The 14,370-nt window shown below is 70.4% G+C and carries 13 protein-coding genes; 6 read left to right on the top strand and 7 right to left on the bottom strand.

The annotated features are described in order from the left end of the window. Positions 1–22 precede the first annotated feature (22 nt). Complete coding sequence (locus tag GQF42_RS24765) at positions 23–1,489, bottom strand: hypothetical protein (RefSeq protein ID WP_199272782.1); 1,467 nt, start codon at positions 1,487–1,489, stop codon at positions 23–25. Positions 1,490–1,585: 96 nt separating this feature from the next. Next, positions 1,586–2,710 carry an alpha/beta hydrolase gene (locus tag GQF42_RS24760; protein WP_158923369.1) on the bottom strand — a complete coding sequence of 375 codons (1,125 nt, stop codon included), beginning with the start codon at positions 2,708–2,710 and terminating at the stop codon, positions 1,586–1,588. 203 nt (positions 2,711–2,913) lie between these two features. Here GQF42_RS24760 and GQF42_RS24755 point away from each other — a divergent pair, with 203 nt between their 5' ends. The 6 genes from GQF42_RS24755 to GQF42_RS24730 all read left to right on the top strand — a co-directional run bounded on the left by GQF42_RS24755 (position 2,914) and on the right by GQF42_RS24730 (position 8,248). After that, complete coding sequence (locus tag GQF42_RS24755) at positions 2,914–4,752, top strand: phosphatidylglycerol lysyltransferase domain-containing protein (protein ID WP_375991383.1); 1,839 nt, start codon at positions 2,914–2,916, stop codon at positions 4,750–4,752. A 136-nt stretch (positions 4,753–4,888) separates the two neighbouring features. Continuing rightward, complete coding sequence (gene folP, locus GQF42_RS24750; protein ID WP_233273452.1) at positions 4,889–5,938, top strand: dihydropteroate synthase; 1,050 nt, start codon at positions 4,889–4,891, stop codon at positions 5,936–5,938. Further along, positions 5,935–6,471, top strand: coding sequence for a nuclear transport factor 2 family protein (locus GQF42_RS24745; protein WP_158923364.1), 537 nt, complete (start codon positions 5,935–5,937; stop codon positions 6,469–6,471). The genes folP and GQF42_RS24745 overlap by 4 nt, the downstream gene beginning before the upstream one ends. 249 nt (positions 6,472–6,720) lie before the next feature. Further along, positions 6,721–7,080: a dihydroneopterin aldolase gene (gene folB, locus GQF42_RS24740; RefSeq protein ID WP_158923362.1), complete on the top strand. Its 360-nt coding sequence runs from the start codon at positions 6,721–6,723 to the stop codon at positions 7,078–7,080. Further along, the gene (gene folK / locus GQF42_RS24735; protein WP_158923360.1) at positions 7,077–7,688 is read left to right on the top strand and encodes a 2-amino-4-hydroxy-6-hydroxymethyldihydropteridine diphosphokinase; all 612 of its coding nucleotides are present in this window, start codon (positions 7,077–7,079) and stop codon (positions 7,686–7,688) included. The genes folB and folK overlap by 4 nt, the downstream gene beginning before the upstream one ends. A 71-nt stretch (positions 7,689–7,759) precedes the next feature. Further along, the gene (locus GQF42_RS24730; RefSeq protein WP_158923358.1) at positions 7,760–8,248 is read left to right on the top strand and encodes a DUF3180 domain-containing protein; all 489 of its coding nucleotides are present in this window, start codon (positions 7,760–7,762) and stop codon (positions 8,246–8,248) included. Between the two features lie 22 nt (positions 8,249–8,270). On the opposite strand, the gene folE is transcribed toward GQF42_RS24730, so the two are convergent. From folE to GQF42_RS24705, 5 genes are all read right to left on the bottom strand, one after another. Further along, positions 8,271–8,876: a GTP cyclohydrolase I FolE gene (gene folE, locus GQF42_RS24725; protein WP_158923356.1), complete on the bottom strand. Its 606-nt coding sequence runs from the start codon at positions 8,874–8,876 to the stop codon at positions 8,271–8,273. A 132-nt stretch (positions 8,877–9,008) separates the two neighbouring features. Beyond that, positions 9,009–11,048, bottom strand: coding sequence for an ATP-dependent zinc metalloprotease FtsH (gene ftsH, locus GQF42_RS24720; RefSeq protein WP_199272781.1), 2,040 nt, complete (start codon positions 11,046–11,048; stop codon positions 9,009–9,011). A gap of 195 nt (positions 11,049–11,243) precedes the next feature. Next, the gene (gene hpt, locus GQF42_RS24715) at positions 11,244–11,804 is read right to left on the bottom strand and encodes a hypoxanthine phosphoribosyltransferase (protein ID WP_158923354.1); all 561 of its coding nucleotides are present in this window, start codon (positions 11,802–11,804) and stop codon (positions 11,244–11,246) included. 73 nt (positions 11,805–11,877) lie between these two features. Further along, a complete protein-coding gene (gene tilS, locus GQF42_RS24710; RefSeq protein WP_158923352.1) occupies positions 11,878–12,930 on the bottom strand; it encodes a tRNA lysidine(34) synthetase TilS in 1,053 nt (350 codons plus the stop codon). 191 nt (positions 12,931–13,121) lie between these two features. Then, a complete protein-coding gene (locus GQF42_RS24705) occupies positions 13,122–14,255 on the bottom strand; it encodes a zinc-dependent metalloprotease (protein WP_158923350.1) in 1,134 nt (377 codons plus the stop codon). Between the last annotated feature and the right edge of the window lie 115 nt (positions 14,256–14,370).

The following is a 14,370-nucleotide window of genomic DNA, read 5'->3' as shown; positions in this document are numbered from 1 at the left end:
GCCGTCCTGCGGCACCGGGGTCTCAGGAAGCCGCGGTGCGCAGTCCCTTGACGTCGATGTGCTCGGTCTCGTCGTGCGCGGTGAGGTCGATGACCTGGCCGCCCTCGTGCGACTGCGCGTCAGCGGGCTTGAACTCGGACTCGGTCTCGGCCTTGTGCACGGCGAGGGCCTCCGCGCCGACCACGTCGGCGAGGTCCTCGTTGTGCACGGAGTCGAGCTGCGCCTTGGGCGCGGCCTTCTGGGTGCCGAAGAAGTCGAAGCCGCCCTCGACCATCGGGCGCCGCGCGGGCGCGGCGGGTACGACGGCCACGGCGGTCGGCACCGTGAAGTGCCCGGCGGGCGGCTGGGCCACCGGCGTGGCGGGGACGGGCACAGGGACGGCCTCGTTCCGGCCGGCACCGGCGTCCTCGGTCACAGCGGCCGTCACATCGTCGGTCACAGTGGCCGTCACGCCGTCCCCGGCGGCCCCTTCGGCCCCGGCGTCGGCGGATTCCCCGACGTCTTCTCCTTTGGCAACGGAACCTCCGCTCCCGTCGTCCGCGACGGCCGTACGCGCGTCGGCCTCGCCCTCGACGACGAAGTCCGCCTGCGCACCGCGGTCGTCCGCATCGGAGTCGTCCGCATCGGAGTCGTCCGCATCGGAGTCGTCCGCGCCGGTCCCGCCCAGCTCCTCGGCCACGGAAGGTGCACCCTCGAAGGCCGTGGCCCCCAAGGCCGTGTCAGCCTCGGCAACCACGTCCTCGTCGGCCTCCACATCGGACACCGCAGACTCGGACCCGGACCGTGGTTCGGACTCGGACTCGGACTCGGACTCGGACTCGGACTCGGCCGCAGTCTCGCGGTCGAACCGGGCCAGGGCCGTCAGAGCGCGCAGGTACAGCCGGGCTCCCTCGGCCGAGAACACCGCGTGCGCCGTCGGCTCGCCCCCGTCGGCAGGCCCGGCCGCTTGCTTCGCCTCGGCCTGTGCCGGTTCCGGCTCCGGCTCCGGCTCGGCACTTCGCGCGGGCGGCAGTGCGGGCGCGGACGAGGGCACGGCCGCCTCGATCTCCAGCTGCCGACGGCCCTCCAGGGCGCTTGCGCGCTCGGTCTCCGCCGTGGCGTACCGGCGCAGCAGCGCCGCGTGCTCGTTGCGCAGGCCCGCCAGCTCGGCGCGCTTGGCGCGCAGCCGCTGCTCCAGCTTCGTGCGCAGCTCGCGGGATTCCTCGAGGTCGGTCTCCAGTTCGGCGACCCGCTCCTCGTTGCGCCATTCGTCGCTGGCACGCGCGCGGGCGAGTTCGGCGACCTGCTTGCCCGCATGGATGTCCCAGCGGCGCATCACCACCGCGCCGACGACTGCCGTCGCCGCCGCGGCCGCGGCCAGGGCGCGCAACACCGTGGCCTCGGAGAACGCCCAAGGACCCAGCGCGCAGACGACGGACACGCCGGCAATCGCCGAGGGAGGCAACAGCCGGTGCAGGGGTGGGGAATGGCGGTGGCGTCCACGTGGCATGGCCAGAAACTTACCGCGCGTAGGGGAATCGTGGACCCTCGCCCCGTAAAAACCCGGCCACACCGTGTCCTTAACGGGACATCGGTCGTAGGGACCTCAGTGCGAGACGAGACGTGAGCTGAGCCACTCGAGCGCGCTCGGGATCTCCCGCTTCCAGGTGTTGAAGTTGTGCCCGCCGCTCGGGAGGATGATCGAGGAGACCCTGGTCACGTTCGTGTCCTGCACGGCCTTGATGAACTTGAGCGTGTCCTTGTAGTTGTGCTCACCGACCTTGCTGCTCGTGACGAGCAGCGAGGTCTCCGGCGCCGGCAGGTGCTGGAGAGCCCAGAAGAGGTTGGCACGATTCTGCAGGTTCTTGTTGCCGTGGAAGAGGTCGCCGGTGGTGGGGTCGATCGGCGCCTTGTAGTACGGCGACAGGCCTACGGCGGCCGCGTACGAGGCCGGGTGGTGCACGGCGATCTTCAGCGCGCAGTAGCCACCGGTCGAGTCGCCGATGATGCCCCAGCTGGCGGGCGTCTTGTCCACCCGGTAGTGGGCCATCACCGAGTCACGCAGATCCTTGGCAAAAAACGTCTCGGTCTGCGGGCCGCCGGGAACGTCCACGCACTCGGTGTCCCGCGGCGGCGCCACGGAAGGCCGGAGCATCACCAGGATCGTCGGCTGCATCTTGCCGGACTTGGCCAGCTGCTGCGCCGTGCTCGGGTAGTGCAGCTTGTCCACCAGTGCCTGCGCCGTACCGGGGTAGCCCGTGAGGACGACGGCCACCGGGAACTTGCGCGCGCGGTTCTGCGGCTGGAAGTACTCCGGCGGCAGGTACACGAACGCCGGTGCGGCGATGTGGGTCGTACGGCCGAGTATGTCGACCTTCTGGACCTGCCCGGCCACCTGCGGCAGCGCACTGCTGACCCCCACGACCCGGGACGTGGAGACCACCTGGATCGGGCTGTTGGCGCCCGCCGCCGTGTGATCGACCACAACTCCCTGCCCGGTCTCCGTACCGAGCAGGTCCGACCAGCTCGCATAGAAGCCGAACGCCTGGTTGGCGGCGAGGCCGAAGGAGGCGAAGATCGTCAGCTGGGTGGCCAGCAGCATGCCGACACGGCCGCTGACGGCTCGCCAGCTCTGCCGTGCCAACCGCGGCCACAACCACACCGTGGCGATGAAGAGCACAATGGCGAAGAAAATCGCCAGCACCAGCACTTTGTTGCTCGTGAGACCCATGGGCTGTTTCCTGCCTGCGCTTTCCGCCCGATTCCACCCGCGCTTCGTTGCGAAGGCTTGCCCGGGGCTTTCCTTAGCCTTTGACCCGACTTTCCGGTGGGGAGTGAACCTCTCTCCCCAAGACACCGTCCTAGAGGGCGCAATGTCGCCGGATGCCCTGATCGGGCCCGGGTTCAAGGTCTCTCGCAGAACTACGGGATGCGATGTCTGTCAGGATAGATGGGGAATTGTCGGGCGAGGTTCCGGGTGGTAAGAGCCGGGCGCGGCGCATACTTCGCGGCCCGCGTCCCGAGACCGTTCCCACTCTGGTCAGCAGGGCGGCCGCGATCGTGGGCGTCCTGGACATTGCCGCGGGCGTGTTCCCGCGCTTCCGGCACAGCCGCATGCACGCGATCGCCGAGGTGCTGCCCGGCTCGTTCGGGCCCTTCGCCGCGGCGCTCTCGCTGAGCGCCGGCGTGCTGTTGCTCCTGCTCGCGCACGGTCTCAGGCGGCGCAAACGCCGGGCGTGGCGGGCCGCGGTGGCGCTGCTGCCGGCGGGTGCCGCGGCGCAGTTCGCCTACCGGCACTCGATCGTCGGCGTGCTGATCGCGGTCGCGCTGCTGGTGCCGCTGCTGCGGCACAGGGACCAGTTCGCGGCGCTCCCGGACCCGCGCAGCAGGTGGCGTGCTCTTACCAACTTCGTACTCATGAGTGCGGGCTCCCTGGTCCTCGGTCTCGTGATCGTCAGCGTTCACCCGCACCGCACGATCGGCGACCCGAGCCTGGCCGACCGGCTGACCCACGTCGTCTACGGCCTGTTCGGCTTCGAGGGACCCGTCGACTACTCGGGCAACACCTCCTGGACCGTCGCCTTCTCCCTCGGCGCGCTCGGCTGGATCACCGCGGTCACCACGATCTACCTGGCCTTCCGCCCCGAGCACCCGGCGGCGCGCCTCACCGAGCAGGACGAGGCCCAGCTGCGGGCCCTGCTGGAGAAGCACGGCCGCCGCGACTCCCTCGGGCACTTCGCGCTGCGCCGTGACAAGGCGGTCGTCTTCTCGCCCAGCGGCAAAGCGGCGGTCACCTACCGCGTCGTCTCCGGCGTGATGCTCGCCAGCGGTGACCCCATCGGCGACGTCGAGGCCTGGCCCGGCGCCATAGAGCGCTTCATGGACGAGGCCAAGGCCCACTCGTGGACCCCGGCCGTCATGGGCTGCTCGGAGACGGGCGGCGAGGTGTGGACCCGCGAGACCGGTCTGGACGCCCTGGAACTGGGCGACGAGGCGGTGGTGGACGTCGCGGATTTCTCGCTCGCCGGACGCGCGATGCGCAACGTACGACAAATGGTCAAGCGCATCGAGCGAGCCGGCTACGAAACCCGGGTGCGGCGCATCCGTGACCTCAGCGACGGAGAACTGGAACGCATCCGGCGGGCGGCCGACGACTGGCGCGGCACCGACACCGAGCGCGGGTTCTCCATGGCGCTCGGCCGCGTCGGCGACGCGGCCGACGGCGACTGCCTGATCGCCACCGCCCACAAGCAGGACGACCAGCCCGGCGAGTACGGCGACCTCAAGGCGATCCTGCACTTCGTGCCCTGGGGCAAGGACGGTGTGTCGCTGGACCTGATGCGCCGCGACCGCAGCGCGGACCCGGGCATGAACGAGCTGCTGATCGCCGCCGCCCTGCAGGCCGCGCCCAAGTTCGGCATCACCCGTGTCTCGCTGAACTTCGCGATGTTCCGCTCCGCCCTCGCGCGCGGGGAGAAGATCGGCGCCGGTCCGGTGCTGCGCGCCTGGCGCGGGCTGCTGGTGTTCCTCTCACGCTGGTTCCAGATCGAGTCGCTGTACAAGTTCAACGCCAAGTTCCAGCCGCGCTGGGAGCCCCGCTTCGTCGTCTACCGGAACTCCGGAGACCTGCCCCGCATCGGCTTCGCGGCCATGCAGGCGGAGGGGTTCGTCAACCTCGCGCTGCCGCTCCCGCGCTTCCTGCGCCGGCGCAGGGCGGCGGCCGAGCGCCCCTGCGCGCACGCCATGGCGGAAGGGGACGTGCGCGCGGCCTGAGCGCCGCGGGACGTCACGGGACCAGCGGCGTGGCCGAGGACCGGCCCGGGCGGAAGCCACACCCCCCCTCCAGCACGGGTGCTTCCGCCCGGGCCGCCGCGCGTTCCGGGCACCCTCCTGGGCCTACGCTGAACGTATGAACAACCTCAGCGGGCGCGGCCTGGTGGCGGGCCTTCCGGCATGGGACCGGTGTGCGGTCATGGGCGTCGTCAATGTGACCCCCGATTCCTTCTCCGACGGCGGCCGCTGGTTCGACACGACAGGCGCCGTCAAGCACGGCCTGGATCTCGTCTCCGAGGGCGCGGACCTGGTCGACGTCGGCGGCGAGTCCACCCGGCCGGGCGCCACGCGTGTGGACGAGGCCGAGGAACTCCGGCGGGTCGTCCCGGTCGTGCGCGGTCTCGCCTCCGAGGGCGTCGTCGTCTCCGTCGACACCATGCGCGCCTCTGTCGCCGAACAGTCCCTCGCGGCCGGTGCCGCCCTGGTCAACGACGTCAGCGGCGGCCTCGCCGACCCCGCGATGATCCCGGTGGTCGCCGCCGCGGGCGCCCCGTTCGTCGTCATGCACTGGCGCGGCTTCCTCGATGGCGGCAACGTCAGGGGCCGTTACGAGGACGTCGTCACCGAAGTCGTGGACGAGCTGCACGCGCGCGTGGAGGCCGTTCTGGCGGGCGGTGTCGCCCCCGACCGCATCGTCGTCGACCCCGGCCTGGGCTTCTCCAAGGAGGCCGAGCACGACCTCTCCCTCCTCGCCCACCTCGACCGCCTGCACGCCCTCGGTCACCCCCTGCTCGTGGCCGCCTCCCGCAAGCGGTTCCTCGGCCGGGTACTGGCCGGTCCGCAGGGCGCGCCCCCGCCGGCCAGGGAGCGCGACGCCGCCACGGCCGCCGTCTCCGCGATCGCGGCGCACTCCGGCGCATGGGCGGTGCGCGTGCACGAAGTACGCGCCACCGCGGACGCGGTGCGGGTCGCACGGGCCGTGGAGGAGGCGCGCGAGGCGGGATCAGGGCCGGGCTCGGGCGGCGTGCGTGAGGTGCGGGGCACGGGTCACGCGCCGGGCGCGGAGCGCGGGCCCGGGGCGCAGGACGCGGGATACGTGCCTGGCGATGCAGGTGAGCACGGAGCGCGCGATGTAGGACGCGCACCCGGTGCCGATGGTGAGCGCAAGGCGGAAGGAGACCGGTGAGCGCCCCCCATACCGACGTCGAGCAGGTCGAGGCCGCCAACACCGCCTTCTACGAGGCGATGGAGCGCGGCGACTTCGACGAGCTGTCCTCGCTCTGGCTCACCCCTGCCGACCTGGGCGTGGACGAGGAGTACCACGACCCGGCGGACACCGGCGTGGTCTCCTGCGTGCACCCCGGCTGGCCGGTGCTCACCGGCCGCGGCGAGGTCCTCAGGTCGTACGCCCTGATCATGGCCAACACGGACTACATCCAGTTCTTCCTGACCGACGTGCACGTCTCCGTCACCGGTGACACCGCCCTGGTGACCTGCACCGAGAACATCCTCAGCGGTGGCCCGGCCCCGGCGGACGGCGCGGAGCTGGGTCCGCTGGTCGGCCAGCTCGTCGTCGCCACGAACGTGTTCCGGCGTACGCCCGCCGGCTGGAAGCTGTGGTCGCACCACGCCTCACCCGTCATGGCGGAGAGCGACGGGGCCGAGGACGACGACACCAGTGCAGACGGTGCGAATCCGGACGGCGGTCCTCTCGACTGAGCGGATCGGCGCCTCACGCGGGCGAAGAAGTGGTTGGAATCACCTACCCCGGGGTATGAGCGGCTTCCACCCCAAGGCGCGACCGGGTTTCCCGGGGGAAACACAAGATGAACCCTCGTGGTATCCGTCGGGGCCCGCGGCCCCGTGACCCGGCCGTGTCAGTGCCCGCAGGTAGATTCGTCTGAGGCCGGTGTGCCGCCCGCACGTGGTACGGGCCGGTCCTTCCCGACGATTGCAGGAGTGATTCGCGTGGATCGTGTGGCGCTGCGCGGCCTCAAGGCCCGCGGGCATCACGGTGTGTTCCCCAAGGAGCGCGAGGAGGGCCAGACCTTCATCGTGGACCTCGTCCTCGGGCTGGACACCCGACCGGCCGCTGCGGACGACGACCTCACGAAGACCGTGCACTACGGCATCGTGGCCGAGGAGGTCGTGGCCGTGGTGGAGGGCGAGCCGGTGAACCTCATCGAGACGCTCGCCGAGCGGATCGCCCAGACCTGCCTCAAGCACGAAGGGGTCCAGGAGGTGGAGGTGTGCGTCCACAAGCCGGACGCGCCGATCACCGTCCCCTTCGACGACGTGACCGTCACCATCACCCGGAGCCGAGTATGACCCGACCTTTCCTTCAGGGTCACAGCGACCCGACCGTCCAGCCGGTACCCGCCTCGGTCGTCGAGCAGGTCGACGCCGCCGACACCACCCTGCAGAACCCCAAGTGGGCCGTCATCTCCATTGGCGCCAACCTGGGCAACCGCCTGGAGACCCTCCAGGGCGCCGTCGACGCGCTCGAGGACACCCCCGGTGTCCGCGTGAAGTCCGTCTCGCCGGTGTACGAGACGGAGCCCTGGGGCGTCGAGCCCGGCAGCCAGCCGTCGTACTTCAACGCGGTCGTGGTCCTCAAGACCACCCTGCCCCCCTCCTCCCTGCTGGAGCGCGCGCACGCCATCGAGGAGGCGTACAAACGCGTCCGTGACGAGCACTGGGGCCCGCGCACCCTGGACGTCGACATCGTCGCGTACGCCGACGTCACCTCCGACGACCCGCAGCTCACGCTGCCCCACCCGCGCGCCCACGAGCGTGCCTTCGTGCTCGCCCCCTGGCACGACGTCGACCCGCAGGCCCAGCTGCCCGGCCGCGGCACGGTGGCCGATCTGCTGGCGGCGCTCACCCGTGCGGGCGTGGAACCGCGCGCGGACCTGGAACTCCGACTGCCCGAGTAGTCGTTAAGGTCAAGACGGCAAGGTCGTCACGACCACAGTCCGGGTCGGTCCGGGGGAGCTGAAGGGACACCGTGAGAGAGCTGCGCATCAGGTTGCTGGTCGGCGTGTTCGTCGTGGCCGGAGTCCTGTCCTGGGCGGGCGCCCGCCTCTGGAACTCGGTCGGGACCCTGCCCAGCGTCCCCCTGGCCGCCCCCATCGTGCTCGCCCTGATCGCCGTGGTCCTGGTCTCGACGGCGCTCTCGCTGCGTGCCCGGCTCAAGGCCCAGCGTGAGCGCCGCCCCGGCGCCAAGGGCGTCGATCCGCTGATGGCCGCCCGCGCGGTCGTCTTCGGCCAAGCCAGCGCTCTGGTCGCGGCCCTCGTCGCCGGTATGTACGGCGGCACGGGTGTCTTCCTGCTGGAACTTCTCGACATCCCCGCCCGCCGTGACCAGGCCGTCTACGCCGGCTTCTCGGTCGTGGCGGGCATCGCGGTGATAGTGGCCGCCCTGTTCCTGGAGCGCGTGTGCAAGCTCCCGGACGACGAGGACCAGGACCGCCCGGGGGCGGAACCGGCGGCGTGACCGCGGCGCCGCCCCGCCCGGCTCAGCGCGCCATGATCAGGCTCATGGCCTCGTTCCGGGTGGCGACGTCCCGCAGCTGACCGCGGACGGCCGACGTTATGGTCTTCGCCCCGGGCTTGCGGATTCCCCGCATGGACATGCACATGTGCTCGCACTCCACGACCACGATCACGCCCCTGGGCTCAAGGATCTCCATCAGGGAGTCCGCGATCTGCGTCGTGAGACGTTCCTGCACCTGCGGGCGGCGGGCGTAGACGTCAACGAGCCGGGCCAGCTTGGACAGGCCCGTGATCTTCCCGGACGTCGACGGGATGTAGCCGACGTGGGCGACGCCGTGGAACGGCACCAGGTGGTGCTCACAGGTCGAGTACACCTCGATGTCCTTCACGAGCACCATCTCGTCGTGCCCGATGTCGAACGTCGTCGTGAGTACGTCCTCCGGCTGCTGCCACAGGCCCGCGAAGATCTCCTTGTACGCCCGGGCCACCCGCGCCGGCGTCTCGCGCAGGCCCTCGCGGTCCGGGTCCTCACCGACCGCGATCAGCAGCTCCCGTACGGCGTTCTCGGCGCGCTTCTCGTCGAACTCGCCGATGCGTCCCTCACCGTCCAGCGTCACGGGGTCGATCATGTGGTTCCTCGTTCCTGTGCCTTGACGCATGACGGCGGCCATGCGTCGTAATGCGGACATACGAACGCCGCGCCCCCCAGGCTAAACCTGGTGGACGCGGCGTTCATTCCGGCCTTCACGGCCGAAACGTGGTCAGCTCTCGGGGCGGTCCTCCGGGGCCTGCTCCGTCACCGGGACGGACTCCGCCGCCGCGGACTTGACCGTGCTGATCGAGGCCGTGGCGCCGTTCGCACCGTTGGTCAGTGCCAGCTCCTTCGGGGAGAGCACCGGCGGGCGGGTGGACGGGGTGCGGCGGGACGAGCCGGTCCACGCCGGCCGCGGCGGGCGCTTGACGATCGGGGCGAAGATCTCGGCGATCTCCTCCTTGCCCAGGGTCTCCTTCTCCAGCAGGTGAAGGACGAGCTGGTCGAGCACGTCGCGGTTCTCGACCAGGATCTCCCAGGCCTCGTTGTGCGCGTTCTCGATGAGCTTCTTGACCTCTTCGTCCACCAGCGCGGCGACCTCTTCCGAGTAGTCGCGCTGGTGAGCCATCTCACGGCCGAGGAACGGCTCGCTGTTGTCGCCGCCGAACTTGATGGCGCCGAGCCGCTCGGTCATGCCGTACTGCGTGACCATCGCGCGGGCCAGGTTGGTGGCCTTCTCGATGTCGTTCGCAGCGCCGGTGGTCGGGTCGTGGAAGACCAGTTCCTCGGCCGCGCGGCCACCCAGCATGTAGCCGAGCTGGTCGAGCATCTCGTTGCGCGTGGTCGAGTACTTGTCCTCGTCCGGCAGGACCATCGTGTAGCCGAGGGCACGGCCGCGGGACAGGATGGTGATCTTGTGGACGGGGTCGGAGTTCGGCGAGGCCGCCGCGACCAGGGCGTGACCGCCCTCGTGGTACGCGGTGATCTTCTTCTCCTTGTCCGACATGATCCGGGTCCGCTTCTGCGGGCCCGCGACCACGCGGTCGATCGCCTCGTCCAGCGCTCTGTTGTCGATCAGCTTCTGGTCGCCACGGGCGGTGAGCAGCGCGGCCTCGTTCAGCACGTTGGCGAGGTCGGCGCCGGTCATGCCCGGGGTACGGCGGGCGACGGCGGACAGGTCGACGTCGGGCGCGACCGGCTTGCCCTTCTGGTGAACCTTGAGGATCTCCAGACGGCCCTGCAGGTCCGGCGGGTCGACCGCGATCTGGCGGTCGAAGCGGCCGGGGCGCAGCAGCGCCGGGTCGAGGATGTCGGGCCGGTTGGTGGCGGCGATCAGGATGACGCCGCCCTTGACGTCGAAGCCGTCCATCTCGACGAGCAGCTGGTTCAGGGTCTGCTCGCGCTCGTCGTGACCACCGCCGAGGCCGGCGCCGCGGTGGCGGCCGACCGCGTCGATCTCGTCGACGAAGACGATCGCCGGGGCGTTCGCCTTGGCCTGCTCGAACAGGTCACGGACACGGGAGGCACCGACACCGACGAACATCTCGACGAAGTCCGAACCGGAGATCGAGTAGAACGGCACGCCCGCCTCGCCGGCGACGGCACGCGCGAGCAGCGTCTTACCGGTACCCGGGCGGCCGTAGAGCAGCACACCCTTGGGGATCTTGGCGCCGACGGCCTGGAACTTGGCCGGCTCCTGCAGGAACTCCTTGATCTCGTGGAGTTCCTCGACGGCCTCGTCACAGCCCGCGACGTCGGAGAACGTCGTCTTCGGGGTGTCCTTGGTGATGAGCTTGGCCTTGGACTTGCCGAAGTTCATGACCCGGGAGCCGCCGCCCTGCATCTGATTCATCAGGAACAGGAAGACGACCACGATCAGGACGAAGGGCAGCAGGGAGAGCAGGACGCCGACGAACGGGTTCTGCTTGGACGGCGAAACCGTGTAGCCGTCCGGAATCTGCTTGCTCTGGTACCTGGTCTGCAGGTTGGTCGCCAGCTGAGCGCCCTGGTCGCCGATGTAGCTCGCCTGGATCTTCGAGCTGCCGTCGACCTTCTGGCCGTCCTTCAGCGTGACCTTGATGCTCTGCTCGTCACCTGTGGTCAGCTTGGCCGACTGGACCTTGTTGTCATTGATCGCCGCCACGACCTGGCCGGTGTCCACCGTCTTGTAGCCGCCGGACGAGCCGACGACCTGCATCAACACGACCACGGCAAGGACGGCCAGCACGATCCACATGACCGGCCCACGGAAGTATCGCTTCACGTCCATCCATACGGAGCGGTGTCGCCCCGTCCCTCCTGCCATAGTGAGTTTGATAAGACAGTTCTTCTGACGGTACCCCAGGCTGCTTGTCCGAAGTCGCACGAAGCTGCTTCGACGGCTGGGAAACCCGTCCTCGCATGCTTCAACGGCCTGGAACCCGCCGGGGTTCCCGATCGTCCTACAAGGACTGAGCCGACTGGCTCAGCCGCCGTAGACGTGGGGCGCGAGCGTACCGACGAACGGGAGGTTGCGGTACTTCTCGGCGTAGTCGAGGCCGTAGCCGACGACGAACTCGTTCGGAATGTCGAAGCCGACCCACTCGACGTCGATGGCGACCTTCGCGGCATCCGGCTTGCGCAGCAGCGTGCACACCTTCAGCGAGGCGGGCTCGCGGGAGCCGAGGTTGTTGATCAGCCAGGACAGGGTCAGGCCCGAGTCGATGATGTCCTCGACGATCAGGACGTGCCGGCCCTTGATGTCGGTGTCGAGGTCCTTGAGGATCCGCACGACCCCGGAGGACTGGGTGCCCGCGCCGTAGGAGGACACGGCCATCCAGTCCATGGTGAGCGGGGTGGACAGCGCCCGGGCGAGGTCCGCCATGACCATCACCGCGCCCTTGAGGACGCCGATGATGAGCAGGTCCTTGTCCGCGTACTCCGCGTCGATCTTCGCGGCCAGCTCGGCCAGCTTCGCGTCGATCTCTTCCTTGGTGATGAGCACCCTCTCGAGGTCGGCACCCATGTCTTTCGCGTCCACCCGCATCACTTTCGGTCGTCCCGCACTTACGGCCCCGGCGGCCGCCCGGTCCGCCGGAGTCGCTCCGGACGGTCGGGATTCAGCCCTGCCGAATCACCAGTCTGCCACCCTGGCGCTGGGCGACGACTTTGCCCGGGAGATTGATGGCTCCCTGACCGCGCCAGCCGGTGATCAGACGGTCGACTTCCTCGATGTGACGGGCGAACAGCGCACCGGCCGGGGCCCCGGCCTCAATGGCGGCGCGGCGCAGGATGCGGCGGCGTACGGCCGGCGGGAGGGCGTACAGCTTGGCGCACTCCAGCAGCCCGGCGGCGTCCCGTACGGAGCCCTCGGCCTGGCGGGCCCAGGTGTCGAGGGCGTCGGCGTCGTCGCGGGAGAGCTGGGCGGTGCGGGCGAGTGCCTCCACGACGCCTTTGCCCAGGGCCTTCTCGAGGGCGGGCAGGCCCTCGTGCCGCAGCCGGGAGCGGGTGTAGGCGGGGTCGGCGTTGTGAGGATCGTCCCAGACCGGGAGGGACTGGACCATGCAGGCCTTGCGGGCGGTCTGCCGGTCGAGCTGGAGGAAGGGCCGCCGGTAGCGGCCGTCGGCCCCCGAGACCGCGGCCATGCCGGACAGGGAGCGGATGCCGGAGCCGCGGGCGAGGCCGAGCAGCACGGTTTCGGCCTGGTCGTCGCGGGTGTGGCCGAGCAGGATCGCCATGGCCCCGTGGCGTTCGCTCACGGCGTCCAGGGCGGCGTAGCGGGCGTCGCGGGCGGCGGCTTCGGGCCCGCCGTCGCGGCCGACGGTCACGGCGACCGACTCGACCGGGTCGAGACCGAGTTCGCGCAGGCGCAGGACGACCTCGTCGGCGCGGAGGTCGGAGCCGGCCTGGAGGCCGTGGTCGATGGTGACGCCTCCGGCGCGGATGCCCAGTCGGGGCGCTTCGAAGGCGAGGGCGGAGGCGAGGGCCATGGAGTCGGCGCCGCCGGAGCACGCGACGAGGACGAGCGGGGAGGGGGACCGCTCGGCCGTCGGCTCCGGGTGCCTGCCGGTGGCCCTGCGGCCCGGCTCGCCCGAGGTGTGGTCGTTGAGGATGTCGTGGAGGACGCGGCGGACCGCCAGGCGTATCGCCGCGACCGCAGGATGGGGACCCATGTCCGGTTCCCTTCATGAAGTTGTCGGGGGTGGATCCGAGATCAGTCACTCAGAGTGTGTAGATGGTGACAGAATCGGGAGGTTCCCCGAGCATTGCACGCCTACGCATGGCTTACGGTCCCTCGGACGGGTGATTGGAGGGGCGTTCGCCTGCCGCAGGCCGGATTCGATTCACGACTCCCCCGTGCCGTTCACGACTCGCTCTTGCGGTGCACCCGCGCGACCCAGTCCACCGGTTTGGCGATCTCGGCCTTGGTGGGAAGGGTGTTGGGCGAGGTCCACACGCGGTTGAAGCCGTCGATGCCGACCTCGCCGACGACCGCCCGTACGAAGCGCTCGCCGTCCCGGTACTGCCTCAGTTTGGCGTCCAGGCCCAGCAGCTTGCGCAGGGCGAGGTCGAGCCGGGAGGCGCCCTTGGCGCGGCGCTGCTGGAACTTCTCGCGGATCTCGGCGACGGACGGTACGACGCTGGGTCCGACGCCGTCCATGACGTAGTCGGCGTGGCCCTCCAGCAGGGACATCACGGCGGTCAGGCGGCCGAGGATCTCGCGCTGGGCCGGGGTCTGCACCAGCTCCACGAAGGAGCGCCCGCCGTCGTCCTCCTCGCCCTCGGGGCGGCCCCCGGCGAGGGACTGGGCGGCTTCCCGGATGCGCTCCAGGAAGGTCATCGGGTCGACGTCGGTCTCGGCCAGGAACGACTGGATTTCGCCCTCGAGGTGGTCGCGCAGCCAGTGCACGGCGGTGAACTGCGTGCGGTGGGTCTCCTCGTGCAGGCACACCCACAGGCGGAAGTCGTGCGGTTCCACGTCGAGTTCGCGCTCGACGTGGACGATGTTGGGCGCGACGAGGAGCAGCCGGCCGGCGCCGTCGGCGCCCGCCGGGAGGTCGCGGGTGGCCGGGGCGAAGGTCTCGTACTGGCCGAGGACGCGGGAGGACAGGAACGACAGCAGCATGCCCAGTTCGACGCCGGTGACCTTGCCGCCGACGGCGCCGAGGACCGCGCTGCCGGGGCTGCCGGCGCGCCGTTCCTGCATCTTCTCCAGCAGCGGTTTGAGGATCTCGCGGAAGCCGGCGACGTTGGCGCGGACCCAGCCGGGGCGGTCGACGACGAGGACGGGGGTGTCGTGGGTCTCGTCGGTGCCCATCCGGGTGAAGCCCCGTACGTGTTCCTCCGAGGCCTTCGCGTGCCGGCGCAGCTCCGTGACGACGGCACGTGCCTCGTCACGGCTGACGTCGGGGCCCGGCCGTACGAGCCGCGTCGCGGTCGCGACCGCGAGGTTCCAGTCGACCATCCCGGGAGATGTGGTGCCACCGAAGCCAGTCATGCCGTCAACCGTACGGGACCGTTACGGCTTGGGGCAGAGTGTGCGGGGCGCGTGGGCACGGCGCTGCGGCAGGCCCCGGCCCGGCGCTGGGCCGTGTCGTCGAACTCCCGCCTGC

Origin of the sequence: Streptomyces broussonetiae, assembly GCF_009796285.1 — a bacterium.
GTDB lineage: Bacteria > Actinomycetota > Actinomycetes > Streptomycetales > Streptomycetaceae > Streptomyces > Streptomyces broussonetiae.
Note: the sequence above shows the minus strand (reverse complement) of the source record. Positions and strands in the feature narration are given on the sequence as shown.